Origin of the sequence: Acidisoma cellulosilyticum, from assembly GCF_020621385.1 — a bacterium.
Classification (GTDB): Bacteria; Pseudomonadota; Alphaproteobacteria; order Acetobacterales; family Acetobacteraceae; genus Acidisoma; species Acidisoma cellulosilyticum.
In genome coordinates, this window is record NZ_JAESVA010000019.1 from 1 (window position 1) to 17,818 (window position 17,818).

General features: G+C 58.3%; 16 protein-coding genes and 7 pseudogenes. 12 read left to right on the forward strand and 11 right to left on the reverse strand.

Annotated elements, in window-relative coordinates; translation table 11 throughout:
• Positions 1 to 287: 287 nt before the first annotated feature.
• The 3 genes from ACELLULO517_RS27180 to istA form a co-directional block, all read right to left on the reverse strand.
• The gene (locus ACELLULO517_RS27180) at positions 288 to 872 is read right to left on the reverse strand and encodes a Mu transposase domain-containing protein (protein WP_227310686.1); all 585 of its coding nucleotides are present in this window, start codon (positions 870 to 872) and stop codon (positions 288 to 290) included.
• Between the two features lie 545 nt (positions 873 to 1,417).
• Positions 1,418 to 2,239: an IS21-like element helper ATPase IstB gene (gene istB, locus ACELLULO517_RS27185; RefSeq protein ID WP_227310687.1), complete on the reverse strand. Its 822-nt coding sequence runs from the start codon at positions 2,237 to 2,239 to the stop codon at positions 1,418 to 1,420.
• Positions 2,236 to 3,777, reverse strand: a complete 1,542-nt coding sequence (istA, locus tag ACELLULO517_RS27190) for an IS21 family transposase (protein WP_456304410.1) — start codon at positions 3,775 to 3,777, stop codon at positions 2,236 to 2,238. Before istA ends, istB begins: the two co-directional genes overlap by 4 nt.
• A 472-nt stretch (positions 3,778 to 4,249) precedes the next feature.
• Here istA and ACELLULO517_RS29130 point away from each other — a divergent pair, with 472 nt between their 5' ends.
• From ACELLULO517_RS29130 to ACELLULO517_RS27205, 3 genes and pseudogenes are all read left to right on the forward strand, one after another.
• Positions 4,250 to 4,534 (forward strand): transposase, encoded by a 285-nt coding sequence (locus tag ACELLULO517_RS29130; RefSeq protein WP_406566302.1) that lies wholly within the window; start codon positions 4,250 to 4,252, stop codon positions 4,532 to 4,534.
• 296 nt (positions 4,535 to 4,830) lie between these two features.
• Positions 4,831 to 5,193, forward strand: a pseudogene (locus ACELLULO517_RS27200) (transposase); the annotation flags it as partial.
• Positions 5,194 to 5,251: 58 nt separating this feature from the next.
• A pseudogene (locus tag ACELLULO517_RS27205) lies at positions 5,252 to 5,524 on the forward strand (transposase); the annotation flags it as partial.
• Between the two features lie 80 nt (positions 5,525 to 5,604).
• Here the strand turns inward: ACELLULO517_RS27205 and ACELLULO517_RS27210 are convergent.
• Both ACELLULO517_RS27210 and ACELLULO517_RS27215 read right to left on the reverse strand, forming a co-directional pair.
• Complete coding sequence (locus ACELLULO517_RS27210) at positions 5,605 to 6,045, reverse strand: transposase (protein ID WP_319796455.1); 441 nt, start codon at positions 6,043 to 6,045, stop codon at positions 5,605 to 5,607.
• Between the two features lie 93 nt (positions 6,046 to 6,138).
• A pseudogene (locus ACELLULO517_RS27215) lies at positions 6,139 to 6,576 on the reverse strand (IS110 family transposase); the annotation flags it as partial.
• Between the two features lie 215 nt (positions 6,577 to 6,791).
• Here ACELLULO517_RS27215 and ACELLULO517_RS27220 point away from each other — a divergent pair.
• The 3 genes and pseudogenes from ACELLULO517_RS27220 to ACELLULO517_RS27230 all read left to right on the forward strand — a co-directional run.
• Positions 6,792 to 7,669 (forward strand): annotated as a pseudogene (locus ACELLULO517_RS27220) (IS3 family transposase); the annotation flags it as partial.
• Positions 7,670 to 7,788: 119 nt separating this feature from the next.
• A pseudogene (locus tag ACELLULO517_RS29135) lies at positions 7,789 to 7,863 on the forward strand (DUF5681 domain-containing protein); the annotation flags it as partial.
• A gap of 90 nt (positions 7,864 to 7,953) precedes the next feature.
• The gene (locus tag ACELLULO517_RS27230; RefSeq protein ID WP_227310689.1) at positions 7,954 to 8,091 is read left to right on the forward strand and encodes a hypothetical protein; all 138 of its coding nucleotides are present in this window, start codon (positions 7,954 to 7,956) and stop codon (positions 8,089 to 8,091) included.
• Positions 8,092 to 8,118: 27 nt separating this feature from the next.
• On the opposite strand, the gene ACELLULO517_RS27235 is transcribed toward ACELLULO517_RS27230, so the two are convergent.
• On the reverse strand, positions 8,119 to 9,021 hold the full coding sequence (locus tag ACELLULO517_RS27235) for a tyrosine-type recombinase/integrase (protein ID WP_227310690.1): 903 nt from the start codon (positions 9,019 to 9,021) through the stop codon (positions 8,119 to 8,121).
• A 624-nt stretch (positions 9,022 to 9,645) separates the two neighbouring features.
• Here ACELLULO517_RS27235 and ACELLULO517_RS27240 point away from each other — a divergent pair.
• Positions 9,646 to 10,326: a ParA family protein gene (locus ACELLULO517_RS27240; protein ID WP_227310691.1), complete on the forward strand. Its 681-nt coding sequence runs from the start codon at positions 9,646 to 9,648 to the stop codon at positions 10,324 to 10,326.
• Positions 10,327 to 10,635: a hypothetical protein gene (locus tag ACELLULO517_RS27245; RefSeq protein WP_227310692.1), complete on the forward strand. Its 309-nt coding sequence runs from the start codon at positions 10,327 to 10,329 to the stop codon at positions 10,633 to 10,635. It abuts the gene before it with no gap.
• A gap of 154 nt (positions 10,636 to 10,789) precedes the next feature.
• Here the strand turns inward: ACELLULO517_RS27245 and ACELLULO517_RS27250 are convergent, their stop codons facing one another.
• Positions 10,790 to 11,722, reverse strand: a complete 933-nt coding sequence (locus tag ACELLULO517_RS27250; RefSeq protein WP_227310693.1) for a replication protein RepA — start codon at positions 11,720 to 11,722, stop codon at positions 10,790 to 10,792.
• Positions 11,723 to 12,024: 302 nt separating this feature from the next.
• On the opposite strand from ACELLULO517_RS27250, the pseudogene ACELLULO517_RS27255 reads away from it, so the two are divergent.
• Together ACELLULO517_RS27255 and ACELLULO517_RS27260 are read left to right on the forward strand one after the other, a co-directional pair.
• Positions 12,025 to 12,946, forward strand: a pseudogene (locus ACELLULO517_RS27255) (transposase).
• A gap of 237 nt (positions 12,947 to 13,183) precedes the next feature.
• A pseudogene (locus tag ACELLULO517_RS27260) lies at positions 13,184 to 13,603 on the forward strand (IS3 family transposase); the annotation flags it as partial.
• Between the two features lie 157 nt (positions 13,604 to 13,760).
• Here ACELLULO517_RS27260 and ACELLULO517_RS27265 read toward each other — a convergent pair.
• The 3 genes from ACELLULO517_RS27265 to ACELLULO517_RS27275 all read right to left on the reverse strand — a co-directional run bounded on the left by ACELLULO517_RS27265 (position 13,761) and on the right by ACELLULO517_RS27275 (position 15,190).
• The gene (locus tag ACELLULO517_RS27265) at positions 13,761 to 14,126 is read right to left on the reverse strand and encodes a HepT-like ribonuclease domain-containing protein (protein WP_227310694.1); all 366 of its coding nucleotides are present in this window, start codon (positions 14,124 to 14,126) and stop codon (positions 13,761 to 13,763) included.
• Entirely contained in the window at positions 14,126 to 14,560 is a 435-nt protein-coding gene (locus ACELLULO517_RS27270; protein ID WP_227310695.1) for a nucleotidyltransferase domain-containing protein, read from the reverse strand. The genes ACELLULO517_RS27265 and ACELLULO517_RS27270 overlap by 1 nt, the downstream gene beginning before the upstream one ends.
• A gap of 252 nt (positions 14,561 to 14,812) precedes the next feature.
• Positions 14,813 to 15,190 (reverse strand): TraM recognition domain-containing protein, encoded by a 378-nt coding sequence (locus ACELLULO517_RS27275; RefSeq protein ID WP_227310696.1) that lies wholly within the window; start codon positions 15,188 to 15,190, stop codon positions 14,813 to 14,815.
• Positions 15,191 to 15,474: 284 nt separating this feature from the next.
• Between ACELLULO517_RS27275 and ACELLULO517_RS27280 the strand changes: the two genes are divergently transcribed.
• The gene (locus ACELLULO517_RS27280) at positions 15,475 to 16,050 is read left to right on the forward strand and encodes a DUF433 domain-containing protein (RefSeq protein WP_227310697.1); all 576 of its coding nucleotides are present in this window, start codon (positions 15,475 to 15,477) and stop codon (positions 16,048 to 16,050) included.
• A complete protein-coding gene (locus ACELLULO517_RS27285) occupies positions 16,047 to 16,313 on the forward strand; it encodes a DUF5615 family PIN-like protein (protein WP_227310698.1) in 267 nt (88 codons plus the stop codon). The genes ACELLULO517_RS27280 and ACELLULO517_RS27285 overlap by 4 nt, the downstream gene beginning before the upstream one ends.
• Before the next feature lie 484 nt (positions 16,314 to 16,797).
• On the opposite strand, the gene ACELLULO517_RS27290 is transcribed toward ACELLULO517_RS27285, so the two are convergent.
• Positions 16,798 to 17,475 carry a hypothetical protein gene (locus tag ACELLULO517_RS27290; RefSeq protein WP_227310699.1) on the reverse strand — a complete coding sequence of 226 codons (678 nt, stop codon included), beginning with the start codon at positions 17,473 to 17,475 and terminating at the stop codon, positions 16,798 to 16,800.
• Between the last annotated feature and the right edge of the window lie 343 nt (positions 17,476 to 17,818).

Here is a 17,818-nt window from a genome sequence, read left to right on the forward strand (position 1 = left end):
CTAGAGGACGATGGAACCCTCACCGGCGATATCCGCTTCCACCTCGGCGACGAATCCTCCTTTATCGCCAAGCGCTGGTAGCTTTTCCGCAGCCTGCTAGAGCAGATCCCGGTCAGATGGAATCATCTGTCAGGGTGAAGATGCTCGCAAAAACAATAGTCTAGAGCGGCACCTGTGAGCGCAAGCGAACAGGAAACGCTCTAGCTCGCGGAAGCCCTTGGCCATGCCATCAAGGCCAAGTTCGGTGAGGCGCTCCAGGGTCGGGTGGTTCAGCACTGTATGTCTCCTCAATGGAAGTAGCGGGAGCCGCGGATGTTGGCGTGCAGCAGGGGTTCGCCGTCCGCGGTGGGCGGCGCGCTTGGGCGGTCGAGGCGGTGACGCAGGATCGAGGTGACGGAATCATAGGACAGGACGCCGACCTCGACTGCACGCAGGCTGACGGCCTCGGCGCGATCAGCGGTCAGGCCACGGAACAGGCGCAGAATGCCAATGCAGGTCCGGAAGCCCTGCTCAGGGTGCGGCCGTCGCGCCAGGACAGCCAGGATAAGCGCTTCGGTATGCGGCCCGATGTCGCGCGCCTGGCGAGCGAACCGTTCCGGATTCCATTCGGCGTAGCGCCGGTGCGCGCTTGGCATGTGGTCAGGGTCGGTGCCGTGACGCGGGCCGCCATAGCGCCGCGTGTGGGCCGCCACCCGTCGGCCGTGGTGGAACACTTCAATGGTGCGCGCGGTGGCGCGGGTATCGACCTGCTCGCGGATGAGCGCATGCGGCACCGAATAATAAAAGCCCGCGACCTCGACATGATAGTCGATGCCAACGCGGGCGAGGTGCCACTCGGCATACTCATAGTCGATCTCTCGTAAGTCGCGCATGTAGCCCGCGCCACATAGTCCTGCACGGTGCTGCGTCCGACCCCGACTTCCCGGGCGATCAGCCGGGCGCTGACCCGCTCGCCGAAGTGCAACTGCAGAACCTGTCGTATCCGCCGCATGGACAATCTCTCCGTCGGCACTCAGCCCTCCATCGTTTGCGATGGTGAACTGGAAGCCAGGTGACACTGACCTGCGAGACAATCTCGTCCCCCCGGCCCCCCACGGGGTGGCCGGGATCAAATCGGAATGGTGGCCGGGATCATGTTGGAACGGTGGCCGCCATCAAATCGGAATACATGGCCGCCTTCGATCGGAATCCGCAACCGCGCGCAAATTGGTGCAAAGCAAGCGCCAGGACGTCGAGATGAGCCTCCGTGGAATTCTGCGTGGCTTCGGACTGAAGGTGTGTAGCGCGACAGGAATGATGTCCGGCTAGCGACACGAAGATGGCCGGTCGCTGCGCGTGTGGAAGATGACTTTTCTATCGGCGCGAGACAAGGGAAGAAGTTAGGTGTCGTTGGTCGTGTCGCCCGAGATGTTGAGTTCTATTCGCCCGTGTCGCGCTTGGTGTCGCTGAGCGCCTTGGGCTTTCGTGTTGTGCGGGCGATAGCGGCTCTGCGTCTGTAGCTTTCAACGTTCATTTCGAAAATTGTTGAGTGGTGAACAAGGCGATCGACAGCAGCCAGCGTCATAGCGGCATCGGGAAAGACGCTCGTCCATTCTCCGAAGGGGTGATTGGCGGTGACCATGAGGCTGCGCCGCTCGTAGCGGGCTGCGATAAGCTCGAACAAGACCGAGGTCTCCGCTTGATCTTTGCGGACGTAGCAGAGGTCGTCGAGGATCAGCAGGTGGTATTTGTCGAGCTTCTCGATGGCACTTTCGAGCGTTAGGGTTTGGCGGGCCTGTTGCAGTCGCTGCACGAGATCGGTGGTTCGTGTGAAGAGGACGCGGTATCCATTCTCGACCAGAGTGTGGCCGAAGGCGGCGGCAAGGTGGGTTTTTCCTGAGCCACTTGGCCCGAAAAGGAGGATTGTTCCGCCGGTGCTGATCCAGCCGTCACCGCTGGCCAGAGCGGTGACGTGCGCGCGGCTGAGCATCGGGAGGGCCGCGAAGTCGATGCTGTCCAAAGTTTTGTCCGGCGGCAGCCGGGCCTCGGTCAAATGTCGCTGGATGCGTCGCTGAGACCGTTCGGCGAGTTCGAGTTCGGCCAAAGTCGCCAGGAGCCGTGCCGCGGGCCAACCCTCGCGATCGGCGCGATTAGTGAAGTCGGGCCACAGGGCGGCGATCGTCGGCAGCCGCAACTCGTTCAGCAGAAGGGGCAGCCGGGCGGTATCGACCTTGATCGTGTCGCTGATGTTGTCGTTCATGCCGCAACCCCCAGGGAAGGGAGCAACGCGTCGTAGCCGGCGACCGGAGGCAGGTTGACCACGATGTCGGGCATCAGCGCGGGTATCGGTGCGAAGCGCGCCCGCAATGCCGACACATCGATGGTGAAGGCGGTAGCCGAGGCGCCGTCCGGTGCCTCGCGCATCTGTTCCGTGAGCGCGGCGGCGAGTTCGGCCTCGCAGCCGCGCTCATGCGCGAGGGCAAGAAGGGCCACCATGGTTCGGCAGGCAATCCGCGTGTCGCCCACGGCGATCAGCCGCTCCCACGCCAATCGGTAGGCCGGGCGCGGGAACAGCGCGTCGCGATAGACCAGGTTGAGCAACGCCATCGGCTTGCGGCGGAGGCTGTGGATGACGTGGCGGTAATCGACGACGTGACCACGCCGCCCGTTACCATGGCTGCGGCCACGGCGCAGCGTCAGCACCGGACTGCTGCCGCCATGGAAGCATTCCAGCCGATCATCGTACAGCCGAACCCGCAGCCGGAAGCTGATCAACCGCGATGGCACAGAGTAAAAGACTTTGCGCAGAACGAAGCCGCTACTGGATGTCACGAAAACCGTCGCCTCGTCATAATCCGAGATGCGGTGGGGTGGCAGCTCGCTCAGCGCCGCGCATTCCAGCCGCACCATCTTGGCACGGCGGGCGTTGCGGCGGCCAATGAGGTCAGCGATCCAGGCGCGATACGCGTCCAGGCTCTCGAAGTTGCGGCTGCTCCGCAGTAGCAGCGCCTGCGCGATGCTCCGCTTGAGGTGGCCGTGCTGGCTCTCGATGGCGCCGTTCTCATGCGCCACCCCCGTGGTGTTGCGGGTCGGCGTCATACCGTAATGGGCGCAGAAGGCCTCGTAGCGGCAAGTCTGATCGCGGCGGGCATCATGATCGAGATTACGGAAGGCGGCCGACAGACTGTCGGACCGGTGCTCCGCTGGAACGCCGCCCAGAGCCCATAAGGCGTTCTGAAGACCGACGGCCAAGGCCGTGAAGCTCTCGCCTCCGAGCACGGGCTCGGCATGCTCCCACGCAGAATAGGCCAGAACGAAATGATAGAGCCGGTGATCCAAGGGCTGACCGGCGATGCTGACCGCGACATCGCCCATGTCGGTGAAGTCCGAAAGACCCTGCTGACCGGGGATGTGGTCTTGCCGGAAGATCACTGCGCGCTCGGCGCCATGCTCTGCCGACCAGGCCCGCACCCGCCGCTCCAGGCTCCGGCGCAGGCGATCCCAATCGTGATCGGGATGACGGCGCTGCATCTCTTCAAGCAAGGTGACGGCCCGCAGACCTGGTTCGGCCTCAAGCATGGGGCGGATCTCACTGTCCCACAGCCCCTGGAACGGATCGGCGGTCTTGCGCACCCGACGTCCGCCCGGTGGGGGTGACGGTCGTCGATGCTCGGTCTCGATGCGGCGTCCGGTTCGTTCGCTAAAGCCACCCTTCGCCGCGGCGACCGACTGGGAATGGTGATGACGAGATTCCATGAAAAGCCTCTTCTGCTGACGCGTGACGTGTCGCCCGGGCACTTCGGTTCCTCGCCTCGATCATCGAGGCGCCGATAGTGCCCGCACGCGCCGCGGCCTGCAGACGGGCTCAAATTCCACGTCGCCGGTTTGGCTAACCTACGGCCGGGCTACGCCCAGCCTGCGGTCAGCCAAACCGGCCATCCGATCGTGTCGCTAACCGGCCATCAGTGGTGTCGCGCGACAAGGTGGGCCCAACAATACCCCGTAGCTTTGAGAGCCGGATCAGAGAGTTGGTTTGTGGGCAGGCAATGTTAGAGGAGATTGCCGATGCCTTGCTCATCGCTCGAGCGAGCCTCGCTGAGCAATTGGATAGGCTGCATAAGCGGCTGGTATCGCTAGTACGCAATGACCCGCGAGCAAGATTACTGATGTCGGCACCAGGCGTTGGCGTTCTCGTATCGCTTACCTATGTCGCCGCCATTGATGATCCAGGACGATTTAATCGTCAAAGGCCACCGGTGCGCACTTTGGTTTGACGCCGAAGAAGTATCAATCCGGCGAGACCGATGTCACTGGCCGGATATCCAAGATCGGTGATGCCAGTGTTCGAACGGCGCTCTACGAAGCGGCGAATGTCATCCTGACGCGACCGGTTAAAGGATCAACATTGAAGAGCTGGGCGCTGCGGATCGCCAAGCGTGCCGGGATGCGTAAGGCGAGGGTTGCGCTGGCCTGCAAACTCGCGGTTTTCCTCCACCGGATGCTCGCCGATGGACCAACCTTCGTCGCCGAGAAAGCCGCTGCCATGGCGGTATAGGGAGAGATTAAGAGTTCGGGCGGCTATCGACAGCAGCCGTCCGGAGGAGGTCCTGTCGCCAGGACGATGGATCAGGCCAGGTCGTGACACCCTCAGCGACACCGCAAGGATGATTGCGCCTCACTAGATTGGCCGGCCGATCCTCATCAGACGCCATCAGGGTGGCGGCCCTGCGCCGACCACGGACAGAAGAGAGATATTGGCGACAGGATTACACGCTCTGGGGTTGACACCAAGGGGCCCGTTACAGAAGAGGGTGCCGTGTACTTTCCGGTGGCGATGTCGTAATCGAGGGCATGAGCAATTCCCGCGCCCGCAAGCCTTATCCATCTGATGTCAGCAATGAAGAGTGGTCGCTCGTGGTCGGGTATCTGACCTTGATGAAGGAAGATGCGCCGCAGCGGGAGTATGCGCTGCGGGAACTTTTCAATGCCCTACGCTATGTGATCCGTTACGGCATTGCGTGGCGCGCCATGCCGAACGACTTTCCGCCCTGGCATGCGGTTCACCAGCAGGCCCATCGGTGGCTGGCGGCGGGATGTTTCGAGACCCTGGCGCAGGATTTGCGCGCTGTCCTGCGTTTGGCGGCAGGACGCAAGGCGGAGCCGACGGCCGCGATCATGGACAGCCGCACTCTGCGTTCCACGCCCGAAAGCGGCTGGACTTGCCTCGAGAAAGTGAAGGCTCCTGACGCATTGAGAGAGGAGTTTTCCGGGCATGACACAGAAGCGGTTTACGAAGGAATTTGAGGATGAAGCTGTCCGCCTATCGCGGACGAGCTGACGGACGAAGCGGGAAATTGCGGCGGATCTCGGGATCGGTCTGTCGACACTGACGCGATGGGCGTCCCGCAGCCGGGACCGGGAGATGGATGAGCCGGAACGGCGGCCTCCCGGTGAGGATGCGGCGGCGGAGTTGAAGCGCCTGCGGCGAGAGAATGAAATCCTTCGCCAGGAGCGGGATATTCTCAAGCGGGCCACGGTTTTTTTCGCCAAAGAGATACTGTGTTCAGGGGCAAGCATCTGATCGCTCTGCGGGGCGGAGATTGCGGCTGATGGCGCAAGGTTAGCCTAGCGGTGCATTCCATATAAAGGATCAAAGGGCTGTTGAGTTTTAATAACGGCCCTCGCTAGCATCAGGAGCTTGCGGGCGACAGCGATCAGAATAACTTTAGGCGGTTTGCTCGCTGCAGTGAGACGATGAACAAATTCGGCAAAGGATTTGTTTGTTCTCCTGGCACTGAGGGCACACATATAGAGTGCAGACCGGAGACGTTCTGACCCGATGCGGGTTAACTTCCCTGGCCGCCGAACTGATGAGCCAGAGCTATGCTCTCCCGGAGATAAACCAGAAAAGGCGGCGAGTGCCATGGGAGTAAATTCTGCAATATTGGGTAGCTCGGTCAACAAGACGATGGCCGAGATTTCGCCAAATCCTGTAATGCTACGGAGGAGCGACAGGTTTATACTTAGAGTTCGATCTTCGATTATGAGATAACGCATCTCTGCCATGACAGTTAAAATATGAGCATCCAGCCATTCCAAGTGGTTGGCAACCGACTTTGCTACTGCTGCCGAGGCGAAGCCTGCTTTTTGGCGATTGAGTTCTTGCACGCGAGCGGCTTTTAGAGCGTCGCATCGACGAGTCAATTCGCGTAAAACGCGAATGTTGGCGGGGCTAGGGATCCAAGCTGCAGGGGAATGAGCCCTACAGAAGCGAGCAATGAGGCTAGCATCGAGTTTGTCTGTCTTGTTTCGGGCGAGTTCGCTTTGACCTTACGCTTTGACGCGAGCCGGGTTTACAACACTGACCTTCACGCCTTTCATGTGAAGAAAGTCTGCGAGGTCCAAGCCCCAATTTCCTGTAGCTTCCAGGCAGACATGTATGCCATCGGCTGCGCTAGATCGATGTTTTTCTAGCCAAGACCAAAGATGCTTAAACCCCGCCTCATTATTCGCGAAGACTCCGTGTTTGGTATGATCTTTCTTCAGAAGTGCAACATCAAACTTCATTTTGCTGACGTCTACGTCAAGGATGTCCATGATATCTTCTGTGCTTCTAACCTAATACCACCGTCTACCGGCCTTCCTTGTAACCAGGCTTTCCGGCTGCGCCGGTGCCCTGCATACTGTTCAGCCAGAAAGTGGCCGCGATGGCGCGGCTTCATCTCTTTGACGAGTTTTCGGCTCCAGGGAAGAACAAGCTCACCGCCACGGTATCGGCAATGGCCATCGCAGATACCGTGGCCTCCTTACAAGGGAAGTCGGTGAGGTTCCAGCTCATCGATCGGGCGAAGAAAGACTTCCCTGTCCAACAGCTCTGCCGGGTGCTGGGTGTCAGTCAGAGCGGGTATTTCGCCTGGGCGGCCCGTCCTGCGAGCCTGCGGCAACGGCAGGACATGGTGCTGCTTGCCCATGTACGGTCGGCCTTCACCTTGTCGAACGGCACCTACGGCAGTCCGCGCATGACCCGGGAACTGCGGGATCAGGGCCTAGCCGTGGGGCGTCGACGCACAGCGCGCCTCATGCGGGATAACGGCCTGCAAGCTCGGCAAAAGCGCCGCTTTAAGCGAACGACGGATAGCGAGCATGCTTGGCCCGTCGCCCTAGCCGGGCGCCCCCAATCTGCTGGCCCAGAATTTCAGCGCGGCGGTGCCGAACGAGAAATGGTTCGCCGATATTTCGTACATTTGGACGAAATAAGGCTGGCTTTACCTGGCGATCGTGATGGACCTGTTCTCACCCGCATTATCGGCTGGTCTGTCGGTGACCGACTGCATCGCAATCTTGCCTTGGCTGCGCTGCGTCGGGCTTTTGCCATTCGCCGTCCAGATCCCGGTCTGATCTGCCACTCGGATCGCGGCAGCCAATATTGTTCCATTGATTATCAGAGCGAGCTGAGAAAACACGGCGCGCTGATCTCCATGTCCGGCAAAGGCAATTGTTACGACAACGCCATTGTCGAGACCTTCTTCAAAACCTTAAAATCCGAACTCGTCTGGCGGACTGTCTTCATGACCCAAGCAGGCGCCGAAGCTGCCATCGGTCGTTACATCGACAGCTCTATAATCCTGTCCGGCGCCACTCGTCGCTGGACTTCATCAGCCCTGCTGCCTACGAAAGGCAGGCGGCTTGACCCGAAACAGCTCTCCACTTTTCCAAAGCAAGTCCATATTGCTGCAAGGGCCCACCGGAAATGGTACGTTCCGAACATGAGCTAGCCCAACCGTTTTTATAGAGACGAAACAGAGAAACCTGCGCCCCTTTCAGGAGGGCCAGTCCGGCAATCCGGCAGGGCGTCCAAAGGGGGCGCGGAGCCGCGTCACCGAGAGCTTCCTCAGGGCCTTAGAGGAGGATTTCGGAGCATGGAGCGGCGGCCCGCCAAAGCGATCCGGTTGCCTATTCCGGATCCTCGTGTCCTTGGTGTCCAAGGGGTTTGAAATTTCTGGTGAGGTTGCGGTCAAGCGCAAGCTCGAAGACATGAGTGACGACGAGCCAATGGCTATCATCTCAGGCGTCGGGCTGACTGTCGCGGCTGAGATCGAAGACGAGGACTGAGGGCGCCTTACCCGACTGACTGCTCATCTACAAGTCGAGCAGCTTGCTCGGGCTCTCCATAATAACCTTCGCTCGTACCCGGTAGGCTCGGGTGGTATGGATCGATTTATGGCGGGCATGGCGAGCAACGACCTCATCCAGCGCGCCGTTCAAATAGGCTTCGGTGATCAGACCGGCACGCAGACCATGCGGCGATAGGCGTTCACCCTCGGGCGCTTCGACGCCTGCGGCCTTGGCCCTCGTCAACAGGATATGACGAAAGCCATCCGTCGTCAGTCGATCCCCGACCCGCCCCGAACCATGCACGGATCTAAAAACTGGCCCGTATTCAATCCGAGCTTTGCGAAGCCAGTTTTTGACGGCTTCAACCGGACAGGTCTCTGGCCGCGAGCCCCGCGCAATGCCGAGATTGGCCCCCTGCCCTTCCTGGTCTGTTTTCGAGGATCGGATCCGCAGCACCAGGCCGTCCTTGACCCATTGAAAATCTTCGACATCGAGCGCCACCAACTCAGACCGCCGCAGGCCACCGGCGAGACCGATGAGCAAAAGAGCGCGGTCGCGGTGCCCAGCCAGGTTGTCGCCCATCTCGGCCAGCATGGCCCGCACCTCGGTTGAGGTCAGCGCCGCGGATGGTTTCACGGGGCGTTTTTGCTCGCGCAAAATCCCCTTGAGAACGGACGCGATGATCGGATGACCTGACGACCAGGCATATCCCGACCGGCGATGGACATGCGCCATGGCAGCGAGCGTCACCCGAAGCGCGCTTTTGCCGACCGTTTGCGACCGTTCTGCCAGATAGGTCGCGACGACGGCCGGATCCGCTGGCAGATGGCGCACCTTGCCTTGCTCACACCAGGCCGAAAACGCGGCCCAGTGCTCATTGTAGGCGCGCTCCGTGGGGGCCGAGAGTGAGGCGGCGGCCAGTCGCATGGCGCGCTGCAGGGAGTCCGACAGGGGACCGGACGCCAGGTCTGCGAGGAGTTCGGGGGCAACGATTTGGCCGGAAATCGGGATTTCCTGGGCGCCAAGTTGCTGAAGCTGTCTTTGAAACGCCGTCACCGCCAACCTCTAAAACACCCTGAGCACCATGAATTCTCGGTTCAATTGAGGCAAGCATCCTATCTGAACCTCCTACTACTGATAATAACATATTATCGGTAGTAATTTTTGAGTTTCGGCCTCAAAAAACCCTTTTCGCTGACCAAATCGGGCCCATCCGAATGGGTAATGGAGGACAACATCCACTCCTATACAATGAGCCAGAGATGTCATCGACCATTTTCTAGCGAACCGTAATATTTGATATCGTCTACTAACACGATACCACTCTCTGATCAGCATCTGATATCAGATATTCACCTGATATCTGTGTGATAGAAGCAATGTCATCAAATTCAAAAAATGATATCCGATAGCTTATCGATATCTTGATCGATAAATTTCCACTATCAACATAATATTTAATATTTTTTAATTTATACTATCTTTTCAATATTGCCTATTTTTCCGATAACCGATAATCATATGATATCAGATAGCGGAGAGATATCCGATATGCCGACCATCGTTTTCGCGTCATCAAAGGGTGGAGTTGGAAAGACGACCAGCGCCCTGGCGCTATCATTCGTGTTCGCCCAGGCCGGGGCAGGGACCACGCTCATCGACGCGGACCCGAATGCCCCGCTGACGCGGTGGGCCGAGAGATTTCCCGACAGCATCCCTAAAGGCCTCACAGTTAAGGGTGCTGTCGGGAATGCCGCAGCTCGAGTGATTGACGAAGCCGCCCAAATCAATCCGTTCGTCATCGTCGACTTGGAGGGCACCAAGAACGTCGACGTCAGTGTCGGCCTTGGACGCGCAGACCTAGCGCTAATCCCCATGCAAGGTTCGCAGCTTGATGCTGATGAAGCGGCGAACGTGGTAAAGCTCATCCGGACGCAGGAAGATGTTTTCCGGCGAACGATTCCGTTCCGCGTATTCTTTACAAGAACCTCACCGGTCATCGAGAGCAAAGGCATGCGTGACATCCATGCGCAGCTCAAAGAATACGAAATTCCGTTGATGAAAACGTCAATTATGGAGCGCGAAGCATTCCGGGTTCCTTTCCGCTTGGGTGCATCCTTGTACGACATGGGCAAGGCCGATGTCCGAAATCCCCAAGCCGCTATCGACAACGCAGAAGCTTTCGCCTCCGAAGTCCGCGACATATTGATGGCAAGGGAAGGGGCTCGATAAATGCCTGAAGAACCTCGCAAAGCCGCTCGGTTAGACCTATCAGGCTTCGCGCCCAAAGGGCGTGCTCCAGCACTAGACCCTGTTCAGGAGCGCGCGTCCATTGAAGTCGGCAAACGCCTAGGCTTCGACGCCCGTGCGCCCGTTGAGAAAGTCGATGGCCGAACTCTGCGCCGAAAGAACAAGTCACAGATGAATATGCGGTTGAGCCTGCAAACACAAAACGACTTCAAACGACTTGTGACCGAATTCGATGACGCCGATGCTTGTTTAAGCCATCTTATTCAACTCTATAGGCAATCCAAAGCTTAATGATATCCGATATTATTCAGGTATCAGGATTCAAAATATCCCACATTAATGTCACTCTATGCTTATTCCGGGATATTTTGAATCAAAGAAGCCGAAGTTGACACAGGTAAACCTTGGATCGACCCAGGCGTGCGATCTTTTGAATCTGAAAGGCTTAGCTGCCTACAGCAGCTTGCTTCGGCGAGACTGGCGGCCGCGAAGGATGCAGAATGAGCCCTTTACCGTCATCAGCCAGCTCAATTTTGGCTTCGGGATATACGGCCATGGCCAGCTTTAGGTTCGGGATGAACCGCAATTTGAAGTTGTTCATGGCGTTAACCCCGGCACCGAACTGGATCTTCAAGGCAGCCCAAGACACTGGGGTCGACTTATTCAGGGAATGCAAGCGGTAGGCTAGCCAGCAATAGATGTCGATCGCCTGGCTGTTGTTCGAAATCGCTGAAATTGCGGCCTCGGCAATCGGCACCGGATGCTTCTTCAGACCCTCATAAAAAGCCTCAGACAGCCGCGCTTTCTGGGAAAACAAGCTTCCTTGGGCTTCTTCTCCGGTCGGTTCCAGGAAGATGGCGGCATCCATAATTGATTGATTCGCAAGGCCAATTCGAGACCCTTGCCGGATTTCAAACGTCAGTCGGCATCTAGAAATCCTGTCAGTCTGGTCCCTAACGGCTGCCAGGTTTTTACCGCCCTGAGGAATCCCCATTCTGGCGATCCAGTCTCGAAGGGAGCCCCCGAGCGAGACTTCCCGCGAGCCGGTGCGGAGCGCTTCGGACTGCAGGTAAATCAAGATGAGGCGGGCTCGTGAACCATATGGAACACCGACGTGGATAGGAGTGCCTTCTGGGCCGCGCCGCATTCCGGGCTCAACAATGAGGCAGTATCGGTCGCTCTCGACCTGCCAACCCTCACTGTCGTCTAGGCGGCGATGGGGCAGGGCGGCTTGGCACCACCCCGAATACAGGAACCCAATGCTTGCATCTTCGTCGCTGAGATACGCTGACGCTGCATCGACAACCTCACGAGCAAAATCAAGCTGCAGCGCCTGCTGCTTCCCACGCTCAGTTAAGATTTCATGCACTATTCCCATAGCTTACTGATTTAGATCAGGTTTCTAGGTTTGTCCTTGGGCACTTTTGAATCAGGGTTACTAGGAAGGATATTAGATTTCTTATTACTAGTATTCGATGCAAAATATCTCGGGATAAAATCGGCAAGCGATTGATTTTAAAGATTTAGATTTTGGCGGTCTGATGCAAAAGTTCCCGAACAATGATGCAAAATATCCCAGTCATAGTGTGGATATAGTGTGCGACTCGGAACCCGGAGCTGCCCCCAAAATCCTCGGACGTGACTCACCCTTAGCTAAGGGTTGGTTATATGGTCGGTTCTATGACTGGTTCGTATCCTCGGACTGAGGTTTTGCCTGGACCGGAACGCCGACGGCGTTGGTCTGTGGCGGAGAAGCTGGCAATGGTGGATAAGACCCGTGAGCCAGGGGCCACGGTGAGCCTTGTAGCGCGTCGGCGCGGCGTGTCACCAAACCAGCTCTTCACTTGGCTACGCCTGGCCGAACAAGGGGCCCTGGCGGCGATCCGGGCCGAGGAAGAGGTCGTCCCGGCATCTGCCTTCCGAGCACAGCAGGATCAGATCCGCGAACTCCAGCGCCTTCTGGGTAAGAAGACATTGGAAACCGAGATCCTGAAAGAGGCGCTCGAGGTCGCGACGGACTCAAAAAAACGGCCGTTGCGGCTGCTATCGCTGCCACGGGACAGTTCCCGGTGACGGCTGTCTGCGAGACGCTCGGTGTGGCGCGATCAAATATCGCGCGCTGTGTCGCGCAGGAGCCTTCCAAGCGCAGGGGGCGCCCACCTCTGACCGAAGAGCCATTGCTGAGCGAGATCATGGCGGTGATCGCTGAGATGCCGTCCTATGGCTATCCGCGGGTATCCGCGATCTGATGGTCACGGCTGTCGAGCAGCGCTTCGGCCGTCTCAACCGGTTGCCCAAGACTATTGAATGGCTGACCGACAACGGTTCGTGCTACACGGCGGCCGACACGCGTCGGTTTGCGCGCGATATCGGCTTCCTTCCTCTGCGCACGCCTATTGAAAGCCCGCAGTCCAACGGCATGGCAGAAGCCTTCGTGCGGACTTTCAAACGAGATTATGTGGCGTTCCACCCCAAGCCTGACGCCGCGACCGTCATCCAATCGCTGCCCGCTTGGTTTGAGCATTACAACGCGTTGCATCCGCACCGCGCACTCGGCTATCGATCCCCTCGCGAGTTCATGGCTCTCTCAAAGAAACTTTAACTGGTGAGGTCGCACTGTCCGAAAATTAAGGGGCAACAACAGAACCCAAACCCAACCTCAGACACCATACGGGTGGCACTGGACTTGCCTTCGGAAAGGTGGAGAGAGTATCTGTGATGATCAAGCCGATTTTGGCGTCCAGATGCGATCGTCGCGGATGAGTGCATTGGCGAGAACGATGAGTTTGCGCATAGCGGCAACGATGGCGACCTGGGCATGTTTTCCGCGGGCGACGAGGCCATCGTGATGGATCTGTTCTCACGCCGTATCATCGGCTGGTTCGTCAGTGACCGTCTGCATCGCAATCTTGCTTTGGCCGCGCTGCGGCGGGCTTTTGCCATTCGCCGTCCAGATCCCGGTCTAATCTGTCACTCGGATCGCGGTAGCCAATATTGTTCCATTGATTATCAGAGCGAGGTGCAAAAATATGGCGCGCTGATATCCATGTCCGGCAGAGGCAATTGTTACGACAACGCCATCGTCGAGACGTTCTTCAAAACCCTGAAATCCTAACTCGTCTGGCGGACTGTCTTCATGACACGTGCAGACGCCCAAGCCGCCATTGGCCGTTACATCGACAGTTTCTATAATCCCGTCCAGCGACACTCGTCGCTGGACTTCATCAGCCCCGCTGCCTACGAGAGGCAAGCGGCCTGACCCAAAACCGCTCTCCTCTTTTCCGAAACAAGTCCAACCCGCCTCGTGTTCGGTTTAACGGGGCAACTCCACTGGCAATGGGGAGCGTTCCTAATCTGCCGATATAACCCGTTTAAGCGCCATTTTACTTCCCGAAGGCGTAGCAATCATAATCGCGTTAGCTTTCAGACGAATCGAGCTGCTGCAATTCACTTTCGACTGCACGGAGCAAGGCAGGAATTTCGTCACGAATAATTGGCAGCAGCATTCGAGTGTCGATTACGAAATACTGATGCGCCATCATATCCCGAAGTCCAGCAAACCCTTTCCAATCTACCTCAGGATACCGGGTTCGGGTTTCTTCCGGCATTGCCTTTGCCGCTTCGCCTAGCTCCGTCAGAGCGTTTTTTATCGCTCGGAAGCCCATCCTATCGGCATGGGGAAGCGCATGGAAGGCAGCCGTCCCCATATCAGCAATGAAATCTCGAAGATCGGTAGCAGCTTGGCGGATGTCGTGCAGGCGCTCTTCCAGTGATCGTGCCATCAGAAGACACTAACCATGTCACGCACGGCAGTTTCGGCAGCCTTCGCCATCAGCGTCGAGCGCTCGCCAAGATCAACGGTATGCCCGATGACTGCCTGGATCTCATCCTTGATTCGCTGGATCTCAAAAAGCGAGTGTTCCCTGTCTGGGGTAAACTGAAATAACAGATCCACATCGCTCCCCGGACCGGCTTCTCCCCGCGCAACCGACCCAAAAACCCAAAGAGCCGCGACACCGCGCTCGCGCAGCCTGGGCTCAAGTTCACGAAGGGTGCGCACCACTTCCGCCAGCTGAGGCGGCTTGCGGTCGGCCTCCTCCAGGAAGCGCTCAAGCAGAGTGCCGATGAGGTCTTGCAGGTTCTCGCCACGCGCAGCGGCCACCGCTTTCACGCGGTTTCGGACATCGTCGGGCACTCTGATGGAAAGAAACGCCATTCCTTATATATGCGCGCTTGTGCACAAGCGCGCAAGAAATTCATGAAGCTATATCCATCAGCGCAGCCCCGAGCCTGAATCTGAATTCACGAGTTTCATTTTCGTTGCCGCATTTGCCAGGCGTCCCACATGCCCCAGAAGGCGATACCGAAACCGAGAGATAGACAAGCAGCGATGAGAATGAGGGCTCCAACCCGCCGCCCAGCCGATGACCAAAGCCCCAAGCGGGACTGGCGCGACGAGATATACCGCTCATCGAGCAGCTTCCTGCGCCTGATGCATGGGGCTCGGATCGAAGCGGCCGACATAGGGCGCGTCGGTCAGGTAGTTGAGTCGGTTGAGGGGGTAGGGGCTTGGCCATAGATCATGACGATCGGCCGGGGTCATCAGAGACCGTCCCTGGAGGGGCTCGCCCGATCCTGCGGATCCGGCGCCTGGCCGCGTGCTGAAGTCCGTCTGTGCGGACTGGCAGCTGGTTCGGTAGCAGACGGTAAACTTCCCCATCGCGTCACTGAGATATTTCGCGGTGTCGTAATCGGCGGCGCCGAAGAACTGCTGGGTCGTATTAGCCAGGAAGCTTTGCCAGCGCGGGTGGCGGGAACAATCCCAAAGGGAGCGAGCCTGGTTCAAGGTGCAAGATGCCGCGGACTTGGTCGACGAAGGCAGCCTGGCTCGAATCATTGAGGGCTGGGGGTAGTCGTCGATGCCATCGCGCTTAGACGAAAGAAGCCCCTCCTGTTTGCAGCAAGGGAGCATTTTAGATGAGGCAACTCGAGGTTCAGGCCGAAGGATGCAGAAGGCCAGAAACCTTGCATTTTCAGGCGAATTAATACATTCTCCCAACAGAGAATATTTAATGGTGCATCATGCGGACCCAAGAAAACCCGCTTTTCACGCCGACCGAGGCCGCTGTTTTGACGCGGTTGTCGGTCAAGGCGGTGAATAATGCGATCGACAAAAAGACCGTGCCGGCCATCACTGGAAGGCGCGAAGGGCATGCCATGCGTCTCCTCGATCTCCGGGCGCTAATGTCGCTGTCACTCGAGAGACGCCTTGCCGATCGTTTTGTGCCGGAGTTCCGCCGCGAGGTGTTTGACGCGCTCGGCAGTGCGTCACGCGATACCGTGACACTTGAAGGCGGTTTTCTGAAGCTCGACCTCCGCGAACCGCGGCGCGAACTGGCGATCTCGCTTCGTGCGCTGCGCCGTGCCCGTCACCTGGTCATCAGCAATCCGGAGATCATGGGCGGAGATCCCGTGTTTCGGGGCACGCGGATTCCGGTTCATCTGATCGCAGCTCTCGTAGGGCAGGGGTCAAGTGAGGCTGATTTACTGGAAGCCTATCCGCGCCTGACCACCGAGATGGTCCAGCTTGCTCCCATCTATGCCGCGGCTTACCCCATCCGAGGGCGCCCTCGGACACAGCCCTGGCACGATCGGCAGCCAGTTCACCGCTCCCGCCGGAAGCTGGCGACGATCGCGGTGGCATGAGATTTCTGATCGATGCGTGCCTCAGCGTGGACTTGGTATCTGTTGCGCATAAGGCCGGGCACGAGGCCCAGCATGTCGCCCGTATCGGCAAAGCTGGCTGGAAAGACTGGAATGTCGTCCGCCATGCCCATGAGGGCGATTTCATCCTCGTTACTAACAATGCCAGCGATTTTCGTCGCCTCTATGCCGACGAGGCGCTTCATGCTGGCCTGGTTATCATCATTCCCAATGTTGGCCGTATCGTGAACAGCAGCTTTTCCTGAGCGTCTTGGACGAGCTGTCCCATCTTGGCGAACCCGTTAATCGGGTTTTGGAGGTCGATCTCGACGGAGACGAGGTGATCTTCGACGTCTACGATCTTCCCAGATAATAGAATTGTATCATCAACGTATATCGTTATTTCATATATTTCTGAAATTACGATCTAATTCATAGACTTGTGGCAGGTCTGTTAACGTGATCTTGAGTTGGTTACAAAGCGTTCACATGCTCTAGAGGGAAGCCCTAAACAAAAAAAGCGACGCCGAAGCGCCGCCGAGTTTAGGGAGGAAACGTCCAAGAAAGCAGCAACACGATCTAAGACCGCCGTCGCTGCTGCTTCAGAAATTAGATCTCCAACCTCCCCCGCGCAATCATTTTGCCGCACCGCAGCAATCACATTTTGCTGCGGTGGAAACATTTGTGCGATTTGAACACACTCTCCCGGCTTGTCGCGGGGCTTGGCAACCTGTCTCCGTTCGTCGTCGGTCAGGCCATCGTCGTGGCCTCAGCGATCATCGGCCCATGCTGGGGGCAGAGTGGCGCTCCAACATCATCGATCCATTTTCGGGCAGTGCGGACGACATAGCCGCAGGTGCCACAAGTGCATTTGACGTGCCGGTTGGCCTGCTTGCGCGGTGCCGTGGTGGTAAGAGAACCTTCGACCTGCTGATCAGCCTCTCCAGCCTTCTTATCCGCCTCCAGACGCGCATGAGGCAGCGGACCAACGGTTTCAAGGATCGGCGCGACCAGAGCCAGGAAGGCCGGCCCTGGCATCGTGGCTCGCATCGGCCCGGTCAAGCCGATGCCGAGCGCCACGCGCCGAAACACCACTCCCTTGCCGGCTTGGATTCCGACAGCCGCCTGGACCAGTTCGTGGGCGAGGGCAGCGGCGACCGGCAGGGCAATGGCACCGTCCGCTTCTGCCAGGTCGGGCCGGATGAGGATTTCAAAAGTGCCGTCCGCACTGGCAGTGCTGTCCCAGCATTCGCCTGTGGCTTTGGCGCGCCGGCCCGTCGAGGGGAAGCCGATCGCGATGCGCAGCCGGTCGGGAAGGGGAGCGCCGAGTTGGACGAAGGCCGGGCGGAGGCGGCTGGCGACATCGTTGAGCCAGCTTTCGCGATTGGGGTGCTGGTTGGGGTTAGAGATGGGGCGAGGGGCGGACATGGACAGGTTCCTGAGCCGTTGATGACGGCATCAGCGTCGGGAAAAGTTCTGCGAACGGAGATAGCGACGCCCTCTATATGAGCATCACGAAAGTGTGAGTTTAGTTCGCTTGCCCCCTTAAATCTGCGGATGGCAACGGTTCTATTAGGCAAGCTGGGGCCGGGTTTTTGCTCGCTTATCCTGCGGGGTTCATTCGCAAACCTATCTGCTGCTTGTCAGAGGAGGCTTTGCCGATCACTAGGTCCGTATGTTTCGGATCAGGATCGAGCAATGAGATCATGGCTAGCTTTGGCGTGTGTGGCCGGATTGCTGTCGGGTTGCACGGGAGGGGCGAGCGCGCCGG

Bases quoted from the DNA above. Each gene is read 5' to 3' on its own strand.
- ACELLULO517_RS27180 (WP_227310686.1), bottom strand. From the start codon at position 872: ATGCGCGACTTACGAGAGATCGACTATGAGTATGCCGAGTGGCACCTC.
- istB (WP_227310687.1), bottom strand. From the start codon at position 2,239: ATGAACGACAACATCAGCGACACGATCAAGGTCGATACCGCCCGGCTG.
- ACELLULO517_RS27210 (WP_319796455.1), bottom strand. From the start codon at position 6,045: ATGGCAGAGATGCGTTATCTCATAATCGAAGATCGAACTCTAAGTATA.
- ACELLULO517_RS27235 (WP_227310690.1), bottom strand. From the start codon at position 9,021: ATGCGACTGGCCGCCGCCTCACTCTCGGCCCCCACGGAGCGCGCCTAC.
- ACELLULO517_RS27240 (WP_227310691.1), top strand. From the start codon at position 9,646: ATGCCGACCATCGTTTTCGCGTCATCAAAGGGTGGAGTTGGAAAGACG.
- ACELLULO517_RS27245 (WP_227310692.1), top strand. From the start codon at position 10,327: ATGCCTGAAGAACCTCGCAAAGCCGCTCGGTTAGACCTATCAGGCTTC.
- ACELLULO517_RS27250 (WP_227310693.1), bottom strand. From the start codon at position 11,722: ATGGGAATAGTGCATGAAATCTTAACTGAGCGTGGGAAGCAGCAGGCG.
- ACELLULO517_RS27265 (WP_227310694.1), bottom strand. From the start codon at position 14,126: ATGGCACGATCACTGGAAGAGCGCCTGCACGACATCCGCCAAGCTGCT.
- ACELLULO517_RS27270 (WP_227310695.1), bottom strand. From the start codon at position 14,560: ATGGCGTTTCTTTCCATCAGAGTGCCCGACGATGTCCGAAACCGCGTG.
- ACELLULO517_RS27285 (WP_227310698.1), top strand. From the start codon at position 16,047: ATGAGATTTCTGATCGATGCGTGCCTCAGCGTGGACTTGGTATCTGTT.
- ACELLULO517_RS27290 (WP_227310699.1), bottom strand. From the start codon at position 17,475: ATGTCCGCCCCTCGCCCCATCTCTAACCCCAACCAGCACCCCAATCGC.